This window comes from Rathayibacter sp. AY1B6, from assembly GCF_002932755.1.
In the GTDB taxonomy this organism is placed as follows: domain Bacteria; phylum Actinomycetota; class Actinomycetes; order Actinomycetales; family Microbacteriaceae; genus Rathayibacter.
In genome coordinates, this window is record NZ_PSWL01000004.1 from 60,137 (window position 1) to 78,225 (window position 18,089).

The window sequence follows — 18,089 nt, forward strand, 5'->3', positions numbered from 1 at the left end:
TCGCGGTGGTCGAGAGCGATCACCGCGACTTCTGCGTTCTCGAGTCGACGGGGGCGTCAGCCGATCGGGACGCCGAGCTCGGCCATGAACGGCACGGCGTCGACCGCCTCGCCGTCGACCCGCGTCTCGAAGTGCAGGTGGCAGCCGGTGGAGGCGCCGGTCGAGCCGCGCAGCGCGATGACCTGGCCGACGGTGACGCTCTCGCCGACCGACACCATCAGCTCGCTGTTGTGGGCGTAGCCGGTCTCGATGCCGCCGCCGTTGTCGAGCAGGATCCAGTTGCCGTAGCTGCCCTGGTACGACGCCTCCTCGACGGTGCCGCTGGAGGCCGCGAGGACGGGCGTGCCGCAGGCGCCGGCGAGGTCGGTGCCCTTGTGGAACAGGTTCACGCCGGCGACCGGCGCGTCGGGGCGGGGACCGTAGCTGCTGCTGATGTGACCCGAGATCGGGACGACCCACGCTCCGGACGCTCCGGCGGCGGCCGCGGTCGACTCGCCGGAGGTCGCCGTGATCGCGTCGAGGGACGCGGTGGGGACGAGGACCTCGGGCTTGGCCTCGGCGGCGAAGGAGTCGCGGGTGACGCTCTGCTGCACGACTCCGGCCGCCACGAAGCTCTGCGGGCGGGCCGCGGCGACGGCAGTGGCCGTGTCGCGGGTCAGCTCGGAGTCGGCGGTGCCGCCCACGGCGAACGCGGGCATCGTCGAGGTGATCGCGATGCCGGCCACGAGGGTCATCGCGGCGACGGCGGAGACCCGGGGGCGCGACGGGCCGCGGGAAGCGCGGCGGCTGCGGGACTCCGAGTCACGGAGCGAGCGACGGGTCGGGAGGGCGGACGGACTGCCGGTCTCGGCTCCTGCGGGGGTGGGAGTCGAGGCGCGTGACGAACGGTGCATGCAGAGGAGGTTCCAGGTCTGCCGACACTCGAGGGGGAGGCGAGCGCCGGGTGGGGCAGTGGGGCTGATCGCACGGCTGAGCCGGTGCGACCCTCCAAACTACCCGCGATCCGCCGGATCCGACCTGAGAGAACCCTCCGGAGTCAAGCGGTTGAGCGCATCGATCGGCTCTCGATCCGGAGTGGCGGGAGTGGTGCGCCGGGGCGAGGTGGCCGGGAGGGGCGCCGCGTCGGCTGCCGCGCGAGACGCCGCCCGATCGCCGAGACGCCGTGCTGCCGCCGGTGACCGGGTGCATTCGGCGGTGTCTCTGCGCGCGCGAGGCGGGAGTGCTCGACGAGCGGCGGCGGGGGTACGCCGGGTCGGCGGCGTGCTCAGCGGTCGGCGGTGAAGACGAGCAGGGCGATCACGCCGGCGACCGTCGCCGCGATTCCGGAGCCCAGGCGCCACCACATCCATCTGTCGCGCTTGGGCCCGCGCATCGGGCGGCGGAGTCCCGCGCGGCCCTGGTAGCCGCCGGGATCGTGCTGGAAGACCATCGCCCCAGCCTGCCGAACCCGCGCCCTCCGCGGGGCCGACTCGCCCGCGACTCCCAGCCGCGAACAGGGCCGCCGCCCTCCGCGACTCCCGGCCGTCCGCTGCCGCCTCCCTCCGCCCCGCGAGATGCCAGTTGAGTCCGCTCGGCTCGGCGTGTCGCCCGCGCAAGTGGCATCTCGCGGACCGGGGAGTGGCATCTCGCGAGAACCGGGGTGGCATCTCGCGGAGGAGGGGAGGGGGCAGCCGGGGTCAGAGGAGCAAGGACGGCACGGCCGCAGAACGCCCGCCTCCCGCGCGCCTAGCGCGACCCGGGCGCGCTCGCCAGCGGGTTCGCGGGGCGGGTACCGCTCGGTAGCGTGGGGGAGTCGGCCGGAGTGGTCGACGAGCGGAGGAGCGGACATGGCCGGGACCGGCAAGGACAAGGACGCACGCGACAAGGCGGCGCAGAAGCGCGCGAAGAAGGCGCTGAAGAAGGCCGAGAAGTCGGTGCGCGCAGCGCACGAGGCGGTCCGCGACTCCAGCAAGAAGCTGCGCAAGAAGGCCCGCAAGCTGGCGGAGCAGACCGAGAAGCTCACGCGCACCCAGGAGAAGGCGGCGAAGAAGGCGGCCGCGGCCGAGAACCGCCCGGCTGCGCCGAAGCACGCCGCCGAGCCGGCGGTCGGCGCCCTCGACCTCACCCCGCCGCTGCCCGGCTCGCAGGAGCCCGTCGAGGACCAGGAGTCCTCCGAGGACTCCGAGACCGCGGCCGAGTCCGCCGCCCCGCAGGAGCCGGCCCCCGACTCCGACCCCGCGCACACCCCGGACCTCACCCCGCCGCTGCCGCGCTCGGCCTCCTGAACACGCTCGCCTGAGCGCCGCACGTCAGTGCCGGCACGGGTGAACCGCCGTCCGCTGGAGCGCCGCCCGCCGACGCGCGCTCCGGAGAACCGCCACCCGCCCGACGCACCGCCCGCCTGAGAATCCGCACAGGTTACTCGGGCGGGCGTACCCCACGAGGTGAACAGCAGGTGAAGCCTCGCGACCACGCCGGGACGCCTCCCGCCACGGGAGCATCATGTCTGCGTGGATCCCTTCATCCTGCTCGCGCTCGTCGTCGTCACGGCCCTCGCCTTCGACTTCACCAACGGCTTCCATGACACGGCGAACGCGATGGCCACGTCCATCGCGACCGGTGCCCTGAAGCCCCGCACCGCCGTCGCCCTCTCGGCGTCGCTGAATCTCGTCGGTGCGTTCCTCAGCATCGAGGTGGCGCTGACCGTCACCAACGCGGTCGTCAAGATCCAGGACTCCTCCGGCGCACCTGATCCGGCGCTGCTCGAGGACGGCGGATCCGCTCTGCTGCTGATCGTGCTGGCCGGCCTCATCGGCGGCATCGTCTGGAACCTGCTGACCTGGCTGCTCGGCCTGCCCTCGAGCTCGTCGCACGCCCTCTTCGGCGGCCTGATCGGCTCCGCTCTCGCGGGCCTCGGGCTCAACGGCGTGAACTGGGCCGGCGACGGGACCAAGCTCGACGGCGTCGTCGGCAAGGTGATCCTCCCGGCGCTGATGTCGCCCGTCCTCGCCGGAGCGGTCGCGGCGATCGGCACCTGGCTCGTCTTCCGTGTGATCGGGAACCTCGCCGAGAAGAGCCTCCACCGCGGCTTCCGCTTCGGGCAGATCGGCAGCGCCTCCCTCGTCTCGCTCGCGCACGGCACCAACGACGCGCAGAAGACCATGGGAGTGATCACGCTCGCGCTGATCGCGGCCGGCGGCTGGAGCGACACCGAGTCGGTCCCCTTCTGGGTCAAGCTCAGCTGCGCGCTGGCCATCTCGCTCGGCACCTACATCGGCGGCTGGCGGATCATCCGCACCGTCGGCAAGGGCCTCGTCGAGATCGACACCCCGCAGGGCATGGCCGCCGAGAGCGCCTCCGCCGCGGTCATCCTCGCCTCCAGCCACCTCGGCTTCGCGCTCTCGACCACCCACGTCGCGACCGGCTCGATCCTCGGCTCCGGAGTCGGCCGACCCGGCGCGCAGGTGCGCTGGCGCGTGGCGCTGCGCATGGTGATCGCGTGGGTCATCACGCTTCCGGCCGCCGCCCTGGTCGGCGCCGTGATGTGGTGGATCGGCCACCTCGTCGGAGGCGCGGCCGGCGGCCTGCTGATGGCCGCGGTCCTCGTCGCCGTCGCCTCCTTCATCTACATCCGCTCGCGCCGCGACAGCATCGGCGCGCACAACGTCAACGACGAGTGGCAGGACGCGGCGGCACGCCCCGCGCCCGAGACCGCCGGCGTCTGAGCGAAAGGATCCGCACCGTGCTCTCCCTCTTCCTCTCCGCCGCCGGCCAGGTGGCCCTCGTCGCCGTGCTCCTCGGAGCAGGCCTCCCCGTGCTCTTCGCCGTCGGCGTCCGCTCCTTCGCCGTCGCCGCCGGTGCTCCCGCCTCGGGCGGGTCCGACGCCCCCTCGGTCCGGAGCGGTCTGCCCGCACCGGTGCTGCGCGGGATCGGCGTGCTCTGCTTCGCGCTCGTCGTGGGCTCCGTCGTGATCGGCCTGAGCGTCATCATCGCGACGGGCCTGGGCCAGTCGGTGAGCTTCGAGCACGTGATCCCGACCTTCGTGCCCAAGGGCTGAGCATGGCCTCGACCGATCCGATCGCGGCGCGGGAGGGGATCGTCGCCCGCGTGGTCGGCTGGCTGCGCGCGGGCTACCCGTCCGGCGTGCCGGAGCAGGACTACCTGCCGCTGCTGGGCCTGCTGCGCCGCAGCCTCACGACCGACGAGGTCGAGCAGGTCGTCGCGCAGCTCCTGTCGGAGTCGGAGCGGGCCGAGACGGTCGTCTCGCGGGCTGTGGTGCGCGAGCGGATCGAGCAGCTGCTGCTCGGACCGGCGATGCCCGAGGACGTCGCCCGCGTCTCCTCGCGGCTCGCGAGCGCGGGCTGGCCGCTGGCGGGTCCGGATTCGCTGGCCGAGCCGGACACCCGCGAGGGCCTGGTCACGCGCATCGTCCGCTGGCTGCGCGCCGGCTACCCCGCCGGGCTTCCCGAGCAGGACTTCGTGCCGCTGCTGGCTCTCCTCCGACGTCGTCTGAGCGACGAGGAGGTCGCCGAGGTGGCCGCCGGTCTCGCCGCCGACGCGCCCGCCTCCCGCGCGGACGTCGGCACCGCGATCGCTGGAGTGACGTCGGAGCTGCCCTCGGAGGAGGACATCGAGCGCGTGCGCCGGTCGCTGGCCGCGCTGGGCTGGCCGGAGGAGTTCGCGAGCTGACGCGCCGCGGCCCCGGTCTCCGGCCGGAAGAGCCTGAGAGCCGCCCCGCCGCGATCCCGGGCGCTCGAGCAGGCGGAGCCGGCGCGTCGACGCGTCGCGCCCTCGGACATCCGGCCGGCGGAGGGTGACCCCGCCGGGACCAGGACGCGGACGCTGCAGCGGGCCGGGCCCGCCGTGAGCGGGCGGGACGAGCACTGGAGGGTGTCCTCGGGCGGGCGACAGGCGGCCGCCCGGTCGGCAGGGGAGTCGCGGGGTCACGACGCGCGCCGTCCGCCGCCCTAGGTTCGGCCCGGGTCCGCATCGGCTGCGCAGTCGGCTGCCGGACCGCAGCCCGACCGGAAGGACAGACCCATGACCGCACCCACCATCGTCCTCGTCCACGGGGCGTTCGCCGACGCCGCGAGCTTCGCCCCGGTCACGCGGATCCTGCTCGACGCCGGCCACGCGGTGCGCGTCCCGGCCGTGCCGAACCGCAGCCTGCTCGGCGATGCGGAGTACCTCCGCTCCTTCGTGGAGCAGCTCGACGGGCCGGTCCTGCTCGCGGGCCACTCGTACGGCGGCGCCGTGATCACGGTGGCGGGCGCCGCGGAGAACGTGGTCGGCCTCGTCTACCTCGCGGCCTACGCGCTCGAGGAGGGGGAGAGCCTCGGGCAGCTGCAGGGAGCCTTCCCGGACTCCGACCTCCCGGCGAACCTCGTCTACACCCCGTTCCCGATCGACGGAGCGGAGCCGGGAACGGACGTGTCGGTCGCGGTGTCGGCGTTCCCGGAGGTGTTCGCGGCCGGGATCGATCCGGCCGAGGCGGCGGTGCTCGCGGTCGGCCAGCGCCCGCTCGCGGCTCTGGCGTTCGGAGAGGCCGCCCCGGTCGCCGCCTGGCGGACCCGGCCGAGCTGGGGCGTCGTCGCGGCCGCGGACCGGACGATCAACCCGGACGTCGAGCGGTTCGGCTACCGGCGGGCGGGCGTGCGGTCGGTCGTCGAGCTCGACGCGCCGCACCTGGTGATGCGCTCGCACCCGGAGGAGGTCGCGCGGGTCATCGCCGACGCCGCGGCGGAGCTGAGCTGACTGCGGAGCCGGCCCGACCGCGGAGGGGGCCTGACCGCGGAGGGGGGCGCCGAGTGCCGGTGCGCTCCTCCGCACCCCGCCGCACCCCGCCGCGCACCGCCGCGCACCGCCGCCGCCGCCACCGCCACCGCCCGGACGTCTCCGCCCCGCCGATCTAGGTACTCCCGCCGCGGATCTAGGTCGGCGTCCCGTGGAGCCGGGCCCGCCGCCTCCCTAGCCTCGAGGGGAGAGAAGGGCGGGATCGTGGACACGGACACCGCGCGGCTCGGCGCCTACCTCCGGGGGCACCGCGACCGGCTGCGCCCCGATGAGGTCGGCCTGGGGACCGACGGACGTCGCCGGGTCAGCGGGCTGCGCCGGCAGGAGGTCGCCGTGCTCGCGGGGATCAGCCCGGACTACTACCTGCGGCTCGAGCAGGGCAAGGACCGCCGCCCCTCGGCGCAGGTCCTGGACGCCCTGGCCCGCGCGTTCCGCCTCGACGCGGACGGGCGCGACTACCTCTTCCGGCTCGGCGGGCACGCCGCGCCGCGGCGCTCGCCGGGGTGGGCGCAGGCCGCGCCGACGCCGGCGCAGATCGGCAGCCTGACGAGCATGGTCTCGTCCTGGACCACGACGCCCGCCTACGTGGTGGACCGCTACCAGGACCTCGTCGCCGTGAACGAGCTCGGCCGTCTGTTCCTGCCCCTGGTCTGCGAGCAGGGGACCAACATGATCGAGGCCGTCGTCGACGCGGCGGCGCTCGAGACCGACGCCGCCCGGCACGAGGACTGGGACCGCACGATCGCCGTGATGACCGCGGCCCTCCGCTTCCACTCCGACCCGGCGGACCCGCGGCTGCGGGTGCTGGTCGCCTCGCTCGGGGGCCGCTCGCGGGTCTTCCGCCGCGTCTGGGCGAGCCAGGAGGCGTATCCGCTCCGCGAGGGCTCGTCGCCGGTGCGCGTCGACCCCTTCGGCTTCATCGCCTTCCGCTGGCAGACCCTGGAGGTGCACGGAGGCGACCACTTCCTGACCTCCTTCTTCGGCGCCGCCGGCAGCGCTGCGGCCGCCGCGATCGATTTCATCCGGGCCCGCCACCGGGTCGAGGAGTGTCTGCGCGAGGGTGCGATACTCGACGCGTGAAGCGGGACACGCTCGTCGTCGGTCGGGGATCGGAGCTCGCGCGGCTCCGCCTGCTGGTCGACCGCATCGCCGCCCACGGGTCGGCGCTCGTCATCGACGGAGACGCCGGGGTCGGCAAGACCACCCTGGTCGAGGACGTCGTCGCCTACGCGCGCTCCCGCGACGTGCGGGTGCTGCGCACCGCGGGCTCCGCAGCGGAGTCGGGCGATCAGTACGCGGCGCTGCAGCTGCTCCTGCACCCGCTCCGCCCGGGCCTCGACGGCCTGCCTCTTCCGCAGCGGGACGCGCTCGGCGTCGCCTTCCATCTTGCGGAGGGAGTGCAGCCGACGCCGCTGCTGGCCGGCCTCTCGGCCCTGACCCTCCTGAGCGATGCCGCCGCCGATCGGCCCCTGCTGGTCGTCGTCGAGGACCTGCACCGGATCGACCCGGAGTCGGCATGGGCGCTGCGGATGCTCGCCCGGCGCATCGGGGAGGACCGCGTCGTCGTCGTGATGACCACGAGGGACCGGCCCGAGGAGGACTCCGGCCTCGAGCACCTCCACCTCGGGCCGCTGTCGGCCGCCGACTCGGCCGCGCTCCTCGACACGCTCCCGCATCCTCCTCGCGGCGCCGCTCGGCGCGCTCTGCTCGACCTCGCCCGCGGGAATCCGCTGGCCCTGGTGGAGCTGACCGGGCGCGACCCGTCGGCCGACGAGGCGGAGGACCGCGCGGTGACCGGACGCCTCGAGTCGGCCTTCGCCGAACGCTTCGCGGAGCTCGACCAGCCCTCGCGGCTCGCCGTGCTGGCCGTGGCGCTGGGCGACGTCGCGACGGCGGAGGAGGCGAGCCGGCTGGCGAACCTGGCGCTCGGCCGCCACCCCGATCCCTCCTGGATCGACAGAGCCGTCGCCGCGTCGCTGCTCAGCTGGACGCCGGGAAGCGGCCTCCGCTTCCGGCACCCCCTCGTGCAGTCCGCGGTGACGAGCGTGAGCCGCCCCTCCGAGCGCGCGGCCGTGCTCCGCACGCTCGTGCAGGAGCACCGCGACGATCCGAGCCGGACGCTGTGGTGGCGCTCGGAGCTCGCGACGGGCTCGGACGGGCCGGTGGGCGAGGAGCTCGCCGGTCTCGCGGCGTCGGGCCTGGCGACCGGCGACGTCGTCCTGGCGGCCCAGGCGATGGAGCGGTCCGCGGAGCTGACCCCCGCCGGGCCGCTGCGCGTCTCGCGCCTGATCGACGCGGCCGAGTACTCCGGTCTCGCCGGCCGGACCGCGGAGGCGGCGCTGCTCGTGCACCGCGCGGCGGGCGAGACCGTCGATCCGGTGCTCACCGCCCGCGCCGCCTGGACGCGCGAGACGCTGCCGACCGGGCGGACGGCCCTCTCTCGGGGCGACCTCTCGCCCGCGCTCGCCGCGGTGAACGCGCTGCAGAGCAGCGGAGCCGTCGACGCCGCCACGGCCGCGCTCCTGCACCTCGCCGCCATCGCCTGGGACCACAACCGCGAGGCGTCGCCGGGGGAGCCGATGATCCAGGCGGTGCGCGCGCTCGCCCTCGACGACTCCGATCCGCGCGCCGTCCTGCTCGCGGCGGTGACCGAGCCGATCGCCCGCGGCGACGAGGTCGTCCGGCGTGCGCTCGCGGCGGCCGGCGGGGCGAGCGGTCCGGAGGAGGCGTGGTGGCTCGGCTACGCGCTCAACACGGCGGGCGAGGTCGAGGTCGCCCGGGAGCTCCTGGAGGAGGCGATCACCGGGCTGCGCGCGCGCGGCGACATCCGGATCCTCCCGCAGGCGCTCCTCGCCGCCTCGATGACCACGTCGCTCGCGGGCCGCTTCTCGCGCGCCCGCTCCTTCGCGGAGGAGGCGCTCGTCCTCGGCAGCGACCTGGGGGACGTCGGCTTCGAGACCGCGTCCCGGGCCTGCCTGGCCTGGTTCGACGCGATGGAGGGCGTCGCGCCCGATCCCGAGGCGATCAGTGCGGGCAGCGCGATCGGCGCGGCCGTCCTCTGCTCCAGCGTGATGCGGGCGACGCTCCGCGGATCGAGAGCGGCGGTGGCGGTCCTCGAGTCGCGGCCCGGCGACGCCGTTCCGGAGCTCCTGCCCCTCCTCGATACGGACGACGACTCCCTGAACCCCGGCTTCGCGATCCTGACCACGCCCGACCTCGTCGACGCGGCTCTCGCGACCGGAGACGTCGGAGTCGTGCGCCTGCACGCCGCGAGGCTGGAATCGCTCTTCGAGCGCTGGCACCAGCCGATGATCGAGGCGGCGGTCCGCTACTCGCAGGTCGCGGTGGCGCTCGCAGATGGAGCGCCGGACGCCGCGGCCGGGCTGCTGCGCCGGACTCCGCCGCCGCTCCCGTACGTGCGGGCGCGGGCGCTGCTGCTCGTGGGCGACGGGCTGCACAGGGCCGGGCGGGCGGCGGAGGCGCGCCCCCTCCTCCGCGAGTCGCTGGCGATGCTCGAGGAGCTGCCGATCCGCGCCTGGGCCGATCGGGCCCGCGACGCGCTCCGGGCCGCCGGAGGGAGGATCGCGGACGCTCCGTCACCGGCCGCGGCCACGCTGACCCCGCAGGAGCTGCGCATCTGCGCTCTCGCGAGCACGGGGCTGTCGAACCGCGCGATCGCGCAGAACCTGTTCCTCTCGCCGCGCACGGTCGGCGCGCACCTGTACTCGGCGTACCGCAAGCTCGGGATCGGCGGGCGGGGCGAGCTCGCCGCGGTGCTCGGCAGGGACGCCGGCGCCGACGCCTGAGGCGGGGGCCGCGGCCGTCCCGGTGTCCGCCCGTGGGCGCCCCGGCCCCGCAGACGCGCCCCGGAACGGCCGGGACGCGCCTGCGAGCGGCCCGCGCTACTCCTGGATGAAGGCCAGCAGGTCGGGGTTGATGACGTCGGCGTGGACGGTCAGCATGCCGTGCGGGTAGCCCTCGTAGATCTTGAGCGTCGAGTTCTGCAGCAGCTCGTGCTGCTTGAGCGCGGCGTCCTTGTAGGGGACGACCTGGTCGTCGTCGCCCTGGGTGACGAGGACGGGGACGGTGATCGCCTTCAGGTCCTCGGTCTGGTCCGTCTCCGAGAAGGCCTTGATGCCCTCGTAGTGCGCGAGCGCGGATCCGGTCATGCCCTGGCGCCACCAGTTGTCCACCACCGGCTGCGAGAGCTCGACGCCCTCGCGGTTGAAGCCGTAGAACGGACCCGCCGCGACGGCCTGGTAGAACTCGGCGCGGTTCGCCGCGAGAGCGTCGCGGAAGCCGTCGAACACCGAGATCGGCGTGCCCTCGGGGTTCGCCTCGGTCTGCACCATCAGCGGCGGGACCGACGAGACGAGGACGGCTTTGGCCACGCGGCCCTGGGGCTCGCCGTACTTCGCGACGTAGCGCGCGACCTGGCCGCCTCCGGTGGAGTGGCCGATGTGGATCGCGTTCCGCAGGTCGAGGTGCTCGACGACCGCGTTCACGTCGCTGGCGTAGTGGTCCATGTCGTGTCCGGTGCCGACCTGGGTGGAGCGGCCGTGCCCGCGGCGGTCGGTCGCGATGACGCGGTAGCCGTGCGCGTGGAAGAAGAGCATCTGCGCGTCCCAGTCGTCGGACGACAGCGGCCAGCCGTGGTGGAAGACGATGGGCTGCGTGTCGGTGCTGCCCCAGTCCTTGTAGTAGATCTCGACGTCGTCGTCCGTGGTCACAAACGGCATCTTCGAACCTCCGTGCTCGTGTCGATCCCGAGCCCGGCCCGGGTCGTGTCCAAGGTGGTGCCTCCCCGGATGAGGGTGGGGAGCGGCTCCACGATAGGGGCGTGGGAGCGCTCCCTGAAGAGCGCGGGGAGATGTTCCGACGATCGTCCAGACCTGGTCGCCCGGGCGGTTCCGGGGTCGCCGGCCGCGCTCGTCGAGTGGGGTCGGATGACTCGTGACCGGCACCGCGGGCGCTGACAGGATCGCGGCGGACGCGCCCTCCCGCGGCGCGCGGACCGGAGGTCGCGATGCCCCTGACGATGCCCACGACGATGCCCCTGACGACGCCCCTGACGATGCCCCTGACGACGCCCCTGACGACGACGCCCCGGCCGGCGGTGCTCCGGTGACCGTCGAGGACCGCGTCCCGATCGAGCCGCAGGCGGTCGTCGCTCCGCTCAGCAGGTCCGCCGTCTTCCTCTCGCTCGACATCGTCGGCGGGCAGGACGCCGCGGACCGCGTGCGGGACGTCGTCGCGGACGTGGGCGGGATCCTCCGCGCGGTCGGCTTCCGCGACCTGGGCCTGCGCCTCTCGTGCCTGGTCGGGATCGGGAGCGACGCGTGGGACCGCTTCGGCGGGGAGGGGCGCCCCGCGCAGCTGCACCCGTTCCGGGAGGTGGTCGGCGCGGCGCACACGGCGGTCTCGACCCAGACCGACCTCCTGTTCCACATCCGGGCGGAGCGCGACGACGCCTGCTTCGAGTTCGAGCGCCTCCTGCTCGACGCGCTCGGCGAGGACGTCGTCGTCCGCGACGAGGTGGTCGGCTTCCGCTACTTCGACAACCGCGACCTGCTGGGCTTCGTCGACGGCACCGAGAACCCCACCGGGGAGGCGCTGCCCCGCGTCGCACTGATCGGCGCGGAGGACGCGGCGTTCGCGGGCGGCAGCTACCTGGTCGTGCAGAAGTACCTGCACGACCTGACGGCCTGGCACGCGCTCACCACCGAGCAGCAGGAGCGGGTCATCGGCCGGAGCAAGGCCGACAACGTCGAGCGCGAGGACGATCCGGCGCAGCTCTCGCACAAGGGGCTCGCGACCGTGGTCGACGCCGGCGGGACCGAGCACGACATCCTCCGCGACAACATGCCCTTCGGCCGACCCGGCAAGGGGGAGTTCGGCACGTACTTCCTCGGGCTGGCCGCCGACCTGTCGGTGATCGAGACGATGCTGACCCGGATGTTCGTCGGCGTGCCCGCGGGCCGGCACGACCGCCTCCTCGACTTCTCGACCGCGACGACCGGCGGGGTCTACTTCGTGCCCTCGCGGGACGTTCTCGAGGGCCTGGGCGGCTGACCCGGGCCGGTCGACGGGACGCGCGGATCGAGTCGGATGACCGTGGTGCGTCCCGATCCGGAGCGGTGGGATCGGAGCAGCGCAGGCGCGCAGGACGATCAGCAGGGAGAACGCCGTGGAACCCGACGACAGCACCGCTCCGCACCACGAGACCCCCGGATTCGGAGACCCGGACCTCCCCCAGGAGGGGATCGTGAACACCGAGGGCGATCCCTCGGCGAACACGATGACCGGCCCGCAGAACCGCGTTCTGGAGGGACTGTTCCCGAACCAGATCGCGGCGCCCGCGACCGACATCAGCACGCAGCCGTTCTTCTGGTCCTCCTTCAACATCTCGCCGCGGCGGGTGCAGCGGGGAGGCTGGGCGCGCGAGCTCACGCAGGCCGACTTCGCGATCTCGAACGAGATCGCCGGCGTGAACATGTACCTCGAGGCCGGCGGGATCCGCGAGCTGCACTGGCACCAGAGCGCCGAGTGGGCGCTGATGACCAGGGGGAACTGCCGCATCACCACGCTCAGCCGCACCGGCCGGCCCAGCGTCGACGACGTGCAGGAGGGGGACCTCTGGTACTTCCCGCCCGGGCTGCCGCACTCCCTGCAGGGCCTCGGCCCGGACGGGGCGGAGTTCGTGCTGGCGTTCGACGACGGCGAGCAGTCCGAGAGCAACACGCTCCTGCTCACCGACTGGTTCGCGCACACGCCGCCCGACGTGCTGGCGAAGAACTTCGGCGTCGCGCAGGAGGTCTTCCGCGACATCCCGCTGCACGACCTCTGGATCTTCCCGGGCGACGTGCCCGGCGACCTTCAGGCCGACCGGGCCGCGGCCGGGGTGCAGGACGGCGACGAGGCGGTGATCTTCCGGCTCTCCCGGTCCGAGCCGGTGCACCAGAACAGCGGCGGCCGGATCCAGATCGCCGACAGCACGAACTTCCCGGCCTCGCGCACGGTCTCAGCCGCGCTGACGACCGTCGAGCCCGGCTCGATGCGCGAGCTGCACTGGCACCCCAACGCCGACGAGTGGCAGTACTACCTCCGCGGATCCGCCCGGATGACCGTGTTCAACACGGGCCCGCACGCCAACACGACCGACTTCCACGCGGGCGACGTGGGCGTCGTGCGCCGCAACTTCGGCCACTACGTCGAGAACACCGGCGACGACACGCTCGTCTACATCGAGACCTTCAAGAGCTCCCGCTACGAGGAGGTGTCGCTCGCCCAGTGGCTCAGCCACCTGCCGCCGTCGCTGGTCGCGCAGCACCTGAACATCCCGGAGGAGGTGCTGGCGACGTTCCCGCCCGGCACGCAGGGGATCACTCCGCTGCGCTGAGACAGGGACGCGCGGAGGGGACGGGGGACGGGGACATGGCTGAGGATCACGAGGCGGCGCTCCTGCCGTGGGCGGGGAGGGCGGCGGTGCTGCTGGACCGGCACCTGCGGGTGCTGGCCGCGACTCCGCTCGCGCGGGCGCTCTCGCCCGCCTTCGCCGCAGGAGTGAGCATCGCCCGCTTCACCTTCCTGGACTCGTCCGAGGTCGAGGACCTGCCGTGCTGGGGTGCCGCCGCCGATCAGGTCGCGGCGATGCTCCGGGACGCGCTCGACCGGCACCGGGGGGATCGGGAGTTCCTGACGGTCGTCGGGGAGCTCTCGGCGAGGAGCCCGCGGTTCGCGGACTCGTGGGCGGTCGGGGCGGAGGCCGACGCGCGCGGGTCGGTCGTGTTCCTCGACACTGCGGTCGGCTCCGTGCCGATGGACTACCGGCTGGTCCGGGACGGCGCGCGCCTCCTGCTCCTGTTCGAGGCGGGTGGCGCGGCGGGTCGCGAGGCTCTCGCGCTCCTCGCCGCCACTGGTCAGGCGCCGGCCGGGGCGGTCAGCGCGGTGCCCGCCTCCGGAGCGGGCCGCAGCGAGGCGAGGTAGTCGACGGCCGCGGCCGCCGGAGTCCCCGCCGCCGCGAGGTAGGTCACGACGTACCGGCCCGGAGCGCCGGCGAGCTCCAGGGTCTGCATCTCGAGGTCGAGCCAGTCGAACGGCTCGACGTGGACGCGGATCCACCGGTGGGTGAAGGGGCGGACCTGGTACTCGGCCCAGATCGACCGGAACAGCGGATTCCCGACCGAGCACTCGCCGACGATCTCGTGCAGCCGCGGATCGTCGGGGTCGCTGTAGAACCGCAGTGCGGCGATCAGCTCGCGGAAGACCTGGCCCCACGCCTGCAGCTGGTCCGGCGGGTCGCCGTCCGCCACGGCGCGGGCGAAGCCGCGGGACGTGGAGAGCAGCATGTTGGCGCCGGGCGCGCCCTTGTAGGGGGCGAGACGGCTCATCAGATCGTTCGCGCCGAGGACGTCGAGGTTGCGGTCGAACGCGTACGCCGGCGTCCTCGGCCAGTGGGCGAGCAGCGACTCCACGCCCTGGCCTGGCGGAAGGGAGGCGGGATCGCGCGCGCCGGGGCGCAGTCGGGCCAGCCGGAAGAGGTAGGCGCGCTCGAACTCGTCGAAGGCGAGCGCCTCGGCGAGGGCGTTCAGCACCTGGTCGGACGGAGCGACGGCGTGCCCCTGCTCGACGCGGAGGTAGTAGTCGCGGCTGATGCGGGCGCGGTCGGCGACCTCCTCGCGGCGCAGACCCGGCACCCGTCGCCGGGTGCCCGCGGTCGGCATGCCGACCTGCTCCGGCTGCAGCGCCGCCCGTCGAGCGCGGAGGAACTCCGCGAGGGGGCTGCGAGAGCTCATCGTGCGACTCCATCGGTTCAGCCGCCGGGTCGAGCGGCGGTCGTGCGGGGGTGGGGCCGTACCGGTCGTCCGGTGGGACACAGAGTACCGTCGGGCACCCGCCGGGCCCACTGCCCAGCTGTGCCCTGCTGTGCCTGCTGTGCCCTCCTTCCTTTCTGTGCCCTCCTGCCTTCCGGTGCCCTCCTGCCCGACGCCGACCGGGGCCCGGCCGCGCTCCGGAGGATCGCGACAGAGGGAGGAGAGCCCGGGAGCGCCCGAGGGTTCCGACAGAGGGAGGAGAGCGCGGCAGTGCCCGGCGGTCAGCATGGGGTCCTCGGAACCCGTCCCTCAGGAGTCGCGATGACGATCAGTGCCCTCTCCTCGCCGCCCGCGCACCCGAGCGCCCCCGAGGACGTGGTGGTCCGGATGCTGAGCTCGGCGTCGCCGGCGCGGGAGCGGCTCCTGGTGGTCGAGGGCGGGATCGGCTCGGGCCGGACGCACATGCTGCGCTCCGCCGCGGCCACCGCTCGGGCCGCCGGCTGCGAGGTCGTGGAGGTGCGGCCGGACCGCGGCGACGCCGTGATCGGCGCGTCCTCGCTCGCGCTGTTCGCCACGCTGATCGGCCGTCTGCAGCGGGTGCGCGACTCCTCCGCCTCCCCCTGCGACCCCGGCTTCCTGATCGTCGTCGACGACTGGGAGCGGTTCGACGTCGCCGCCCGCGAGACCCTCCAGGCCCTGGTGACCCGGCTGGTCGACGAGGTCGGCGCCGCCTGCCTCCTCGCCACCGGCGACCGCCGCGTCCTCGCCGGCTGGGAGGGCCTGCGGCACCGGCGCACGGAGCCCCTCGACGCGGAGGCGGCCCGCGGCTTCCTGCGCGCCCACGGCTGCCGGCGGCCGCTCGCCGTCGAGGCGCGCCTGCTGCGGGTCGCGGAGGGGAATCCGCTGCTCCTCGACGTCCTCGGGCGGGCCTGGGCCGACGAGGACGCTCCCTCGCACTTCCCGGTCTACCCGCGGCTCGAGCAGGCCGAGACCAGGGTGCTCGACCTGCTGGCTCCGCTGTCGGAGACGTGCCGGGAGGCGCTCCTGCTCGCGGCGGTGGCGGGCGCCGAGTTCCCGGAGGCGATCGGGTCGGCCCTCGGCGACGGGGACCGCGCCCTGGTGCAGGAGGGGATCCTGACGGCGGGCGGCCGTGCGTTCCGCGACCCGGTGGTCCGAGCGGTGGTGCTCTCGACGGCGTCGCCCCGAGCGCTGCGGACGGCACGGAGGCGTCTCGCCGATCGCCCGGAGTCGGCCCCGCACCTCCGCCTGCTGCTCGCGGCGGACGACGCGGCCGGGCCGGAGGAGCGGGCGCGGCTCCTCGAGGACGCGGCGGAGGAGCGCCTCCGCGCGGGCAGGCCGCAGGAGGCGCTGCTCCTCCTGGCCGAGGCGCGCTCGGGTGCGCGCGGTGGTGCTCTGCGGGAGGCGCTCGAGGCGCGCGCGGCCGCCGTCGCGGCCTTCACCGGCGATGCGGCGGCCCTCGAGCGGGTGGTGGAGCGCTCGCGGGAGGACGGCGCTGTTCCCGGGGCCGCCGTCGAGGCGGCCCGGCTCGCCGACGCGCTGCTCCGCACGGGTGACGTGGGCGGGGTCCGCCGCGCGGCCCTCCGGGCGCTCGGCGCTCGGGTCGGGCGTGGGGGCTCGTCTGCGGGCGGTGATTCGCCTGTCGGCGGTGACTCGCCTGTAGACGGTGCCTCCCGCGAGGACGGCGGCGGACTCCCCGCCGACCACGCAGCCCCGCGCGACGACGCCGCCGACCTGCTGGCGACCGTCCTCCACACCGCCTGCGTGCTCCGCGGCGATCCCGCGTGGTGGCAGGAGGCGCTCGCCGTCGGCGAGGAGCACTCCCTCGATCCCGTCCTGCGCCTCGTGGAGGCCAGCGCGCGACCGGTCACACACGAGGAGTGGGAGCGCCGCCTGCTGCTCGCCGAGGACTCCGCGGTCACGGGCGACCCGTGGAAGACGGTCGCGCTGCACCTCGCCTGGTCGCTGCTCGAGGTCTCGGACGAGCGCCGCGACCGCCTCGCCGGGCTCCTCGACCGCGGCGAGGAGGCGGACGGCCTGCCCGGCACCCTCGCCCTCCTCCGCCGCGGCACCACCGCCCTCGACCGCGGTCGCCTCGATGACGCCTCGGCCGACCTCGACCGCGCCGCCGCCCGCGTCGACGAGCTGCCCGCCGTCCGTGCGCTGATCGACGCGGCTCGAGCCCGGGTCCACGCGGTGCAGGGCGACCGGGCTCGCACTCTCGAGTGCGCCGAGCGAGCGTCGGCCTGGGCGCTGCGGCACGGAGCGGCGTCGGTCGCGCGCGCCACGGATCACGCCCTGTGCTCGCTCGACCTCGGCGGCGGCCGCTTCGAGGAGGCGCACGCCCGCTCCTCCTCCCGCGCCGGCCGCGACCCGCTGGAGCTCCTCGACGCCGCGGAGGCCGCCTCGCGCCTCCGCCTGCCCGGGCACTGCGCCGAGCTGGCGGCGGCCGCGGCGGAGCTCGCCGAGCGGCCCCTCGCTCCTCGCGGGCGGATGCTCGCCCTGGCGGCGACCGCGGTCCTCGATCCCTCCGGCGGCGCGGGCGCCCTCTTCGAGAGCTCCCTCGTCCCGGCCTCCGAGGAGTGGCCGTTCGAGCGGGCGCGCGTCCAGCTCTGCCACGGCGAGTGGCTGCGCCGCCGGATGCGTCCGCTGGAGGCGCGCACCCGGTTCCGCCAGGCCGCCGCGGGGTTCGCCGCGGTGGGGGCGGAGCTCTGGCTCGCCCGTGCCCAGCACGAGCTGCGGGCGGCGGGCGGCGCGGGGGAGGCGCCGGTGGCCGCCGACCTCAGTGAGCAGGAGCGGCGCGTGGTCTCCCTCGCCGCCGCCGGGCTCTCGAACAAGCAGATCGCCCAGCAGCTCTTCGTCTCGCCCCGCACCGTCAGCGGGCACCTGTACCGGATCTTCCCCAAGCTCGGGGTGACCTCGCGGGCCGGGCTCCGCGACGCGCTCCTCAGCCTCGAGGACGCCCGGAGCGCGTGACGGAGCCGCAGGATCGAGTCATCCGACCTGGTGCCTGCCGCCGCGGGAGGCGCATGCTGAGCGCATGACGTCGCAGCAGATGATCGACCCCTCCGTCCCGCCGAGCGGCCCCGGCTGCGTCGAGTGCGAGCAGTCCGGCTCGTGGTGGCTGCACCTGCGCCGCTGCGCGCTCTGCGGGCACATCGGCTGCTGCGACGACTCGCTGAACCGCCACGCGTCGGCCCACTACCACTCGACCGGCCACGCGGTCATCCGCAGCTTCGAGCCCGGCGAGGACTGGTTCTGGGACTACCGGACCGACGACTACGCCGACGGCCCCGCCCTGGCCGACCCGCAGAGCCACCCGGCGAGCCAGACCACTCCGGGGCCGAAGGACCGCGTGCCGCGCGACTGGCAGTACCTCCTCGCCGAGCGCGCCTGAGCCGTACCCCCCCCCGCGACAGCGCAAGAGTTGTCGCACTGGGCATGCGACTGCGACAACTCCTGGACAGTCGCGGGAGCAGTCGCGGG

General features: G+C 74.7%; 16 protein-coding genes. 12 read left to right on the top strand and 4 right to left on the bottom strand.

Going from position 1 to position 18,089, the window contains the following annotated elements; genetic code table 11:
* Positions 1-56 precede the first annotated feature (56 nt).
* Complete coding sequence (locus C5D08_RS03010) at positions 57-734, bottom strand: M23 family metallopeptidase (RefSeq protein WP_146086068.1); 678 nt, start codon at positions 732-734, stop codon at positions 57-59.
* A gap of 530 nt (positions 735-1,264) precedes the next feature.
* Positions 1,265-1,429 carry a hypothetical protein gene (locus tag C5D08_RS16895; protein WP_181110064.1) on the bottom strand — a complete coding sequence of 55 codons (165 nt, stop codon included), beginning with the start codon at positions 1,427-1,429 and terminating at the stop codon, positions 1,265-1,267.
* A 397-nt stretch (positions 1,430-1,826) separates the two neighbouring features.
* Between C5D08_RS16895 and C5D08_RS03015 the strand changes: the two genes are divergently transcribed.
* From C5D08_RS03015 to C5D08_RS03045, 7 genes are all read left to right on the top strand, one after another.
* Entirely contained in the window at positions 1,827-2,264 is a 438-nt protein-coding gene (locus C5D08_RS03015; protein ID WP_104275756.1) for a hypothetical protein, read from the top strand.
* Between the two features lie 225 nt (positions 2,265-2,489).
* Positions 2,490-3,704, top strand: coding sequence for an inorganic phosphate transporter (locus C5D08_RS03020; protein WP_104275757.1), 1,215 nt, complete (start codon positions 2,490-2,492; stop codon positions 3,702-3,704).
* 17 nt (positions 3,705-3,721) lie between these two features.
* On the top strand, positions 3,722-4,036 hold the full coding sequence (locus tag C5D08_RS03025) for a hypothetical protein (protein ID WP_104275758.1): 315 nt from the start codon (positions 3,722-3,724) through the stop codon (positions 4,034-4,036).
* A 2-nt stretch (positions 4,037-4,038) separates the two neighbouring features.
* Positions 4,039-4,668, top strand: a complete 630-nt coding sequence (locus C5D08_RS03030; protein WP_104275759.1) for a DUF3349 domain-containing protein — start codon at positions 4,039-4,041, stop codon at positions 4,666-4,668.
* A 351-nt stretch (positions 4,669-5,019) separates the two neighbouring features.
* Complete coding sequence (locus tag C5D08_RS03035) at positions 5,020-5,733, top strand: alpha/beta fold hydrolase (RefSeq protein WP_104275760.1); 714 nt, start codon at positions 5,020-5,022, stop codon at positions 5,731-5,733.
* A gap of 243 nt (positions 5,734-5,976) precedes the next feature.
* Positions 5,977-6,852: a helix-turn-helix domain-containing protein gene (locus C5D08_RS03040; RefSeq protein ID WP_181110066.1), complete on the top strand. Its 876-nt coding sequence runs from the start codon at positions 5,977-5,979 to the stop codon at positions 6,850-6,852.
* Positions 6,849-9,578, top strand: coding sequence for an AAA family ATPase (locus tag C5D08_RS03045; protein WP_181110068.1), 2,730 nt, complete (start codon positions 6,849-6,851; stop codon positions 9,576-9,578). The genes C5D08_RS03040 and C5D08_RS03045 overlap by 4 nt, the downstream gene beginning before the upstream one ends.
* A gap of 96 nt (positions 9,579-9,674) precedes the next feature.
* Here C5D08_RS03045 and C5D08_RS03050 read toward each other — a convergent pair whose 3' ends face one another.
* On the bottom strand, positions 9,675-10,511 hold the full coding sequence (locus C5D08_RS03050; protein WP_104275762.1) for an alpha/beta fold hydrolase: 837 nt from the start codon (positions 10,509-10,511) through the stop codon (positions 9,675-9,677).
* Positions 10,512-10,896: 385 nt separating this feature from the next.
* On the opposite strand from C5D08_RS03050, the gene C5D08_RS03055 reads away from it, so the two are divergent.
* The 3 genes from C5D08_RS03055 to C5D08_RS03065 all read left to right on the top strand — a co-directional run bounded on the left by C5D08_RS03055 (position 10,897) and on the right by C5D08_RS03065 (position 13,758).
* The gene (locus C5D08_RS03055; protein ID WP_104275763.1) at positions 10,897-11,844 is read left to right on the top strand and encodes a Dyp-type peroxidase; all 948 of its coding nucleotides are present in this window, start codon (positions 10,897-10,899) and stop codon (positions 11,842-11,844) included.
* A 115-nt stretch (positions 11,845-11,959) separates the two neighbouring features.
* The gene (locus tag C5D08_RS03060; RefSeq protein ID WP_258065165.1) at positions 11,960-13,171 is read left to right on the top strand and encodes a cupin domain-containing protein; all 1,212 of its coding nucleotides are present in this window, start codon (positions 11,960-11,962) and stop codon (positions 13,169-13,171) included.
* 35 nt (positions 13,172-13,206) lie between these two features.
* Positions 13,207-13,758, top strand: coding sequence for a hypothetical protein (locus C5D08_RS03065; protein ID WP_104275764.1), 552 nt, complete (start codon positions 13,207-13,209; stop codon positions 13,756-13,758).
* Here C5D08_RS03065 and C5D08_RS03070 read toward each other — a convergent pair.
* On the bottom strand, positions 13,692-14,567 hold the full coding sequence (locus C5D08_RS03070) for a helix-turn-helix transcriptional regulator (protein ID WP_181110070.1): 876 nt from the start codon (positions 14,565-14,567) through the stop codon (positions 13,692-13,694). The genes C5D08_RS03065 and C5D08_RS03070 overlap by 67 nt on opposite strands.
* A 339-nt stretch (positions 14,568-14,906) precedes the next feature.
* On the opposite strand from C5D08_RS03070, the gene C5D08_RS03075 reads away from it, so the two are divergent.
* Together C5D08_RS03075 and C5D08_RS03080 are read left to right on the top strand one after the other, a co-directional pair.
* Complete coding sequence (locus C5D08_RS03075; protein ID WP_104275766.1) at positions 14,907-17,579, top strand: LuxR C-terminal-related transcriptional regulator; 2,673 nt, start codon at positions 14,907-14,909, stop codon at positions 17,577-17,579.
* 64 nt (positions 17,580-17,643) lie between these two features.
* A complete protein-coding gene (locus tag C5D08_RS03080; RefSeq protein ID WP_104275767.1) occupies positions 17,644-18,000 on the top strand; it encodes a UBP-type zinc finger domain-containing protein in 357 nt (118 codons plus the stop codon).
* Positions 18,001-18,089 lie beyond the last annotated feature (89 nt).

What these genes read in the sequence shown, in the direction of transcription:
- C5D08_RS03080 (WP_104275767.1), top strand. Translation starts at nt 17,644, where the DNA reads ATGACGTCGCAGCAGATGATCGACCCCTCCGTCCCGCCGAGCGGCCCC.
- C5D08_RS03050 (WP_104275762.1), bottom strand. Translation starts at nt 10,511, where the DNA reads ATGCCGTTTGTGACCACGGACGACGACGTCGAGATCTACTACAAGGAC.
- C5D08_RS03030 (WP_104275759.1), top strand. Translation starts at nt 4,039, where the DNA reads ATGGCCTCGACCGATCCGATCGCGGCGCGGGAGGGGATCGTCGCCCGC.
- C5D08_RS03010 (WP_146086068.1), bottom strand. Translation starts at nt 734, where the DNA reads ATGACCCTCGTGGCCGGCATCGCGATCACCTCGACGATGCCCGCGTTC.
- C5D08_RS03075 (WP_104275766.1), top strand. Translation starts at nt 14,907, where the DNA reads ATGACGATCAGTGCCCTCTCCTCGCCGCCCGCGCACCCGAGCGCCCCC.
- C5D08_RS03070 (WP_181110070.1), bottom strand. Translation starts at nt 14,567, where the DNA reads ATGAGCTCTCGCAGCCCCCTCGCGGAGTTCCTCCGCGCTCGACGGGCG.
- C5D08_RS03035 (WP_104275760.1), top strand. Translation starts at nt 5,020, where the DNA reads ATGACCGCACCCACCATCGTCCTCGTCCACGGGGCGTTCGCCGACGCC.
- C5D08_RS16895 (WP_181110064.1), bottom strand. Translation starts at nt 1,429, where the DNA reads ATGGTCTTCCAGCACGATCCCGGCGGCTACCAGGGCCGCGCGGGACTC.
- C5D08_RS03065 (WP_104275764.1), top strand. Translation starts at nt 13,207, where the DNA reads ATGGCTGAGGATCACGAGGCGGCGCTCCTGCCGTGGGCGGGGAGGGCG.
- C5D08_RS03015 (WP_104275756.1), top strand. Translation starts at nt 1,827, where the DNA reads ATGGCCGGGACCGGCAAGGACAAGGACGCACGCGACAAGGCGGCGCAG.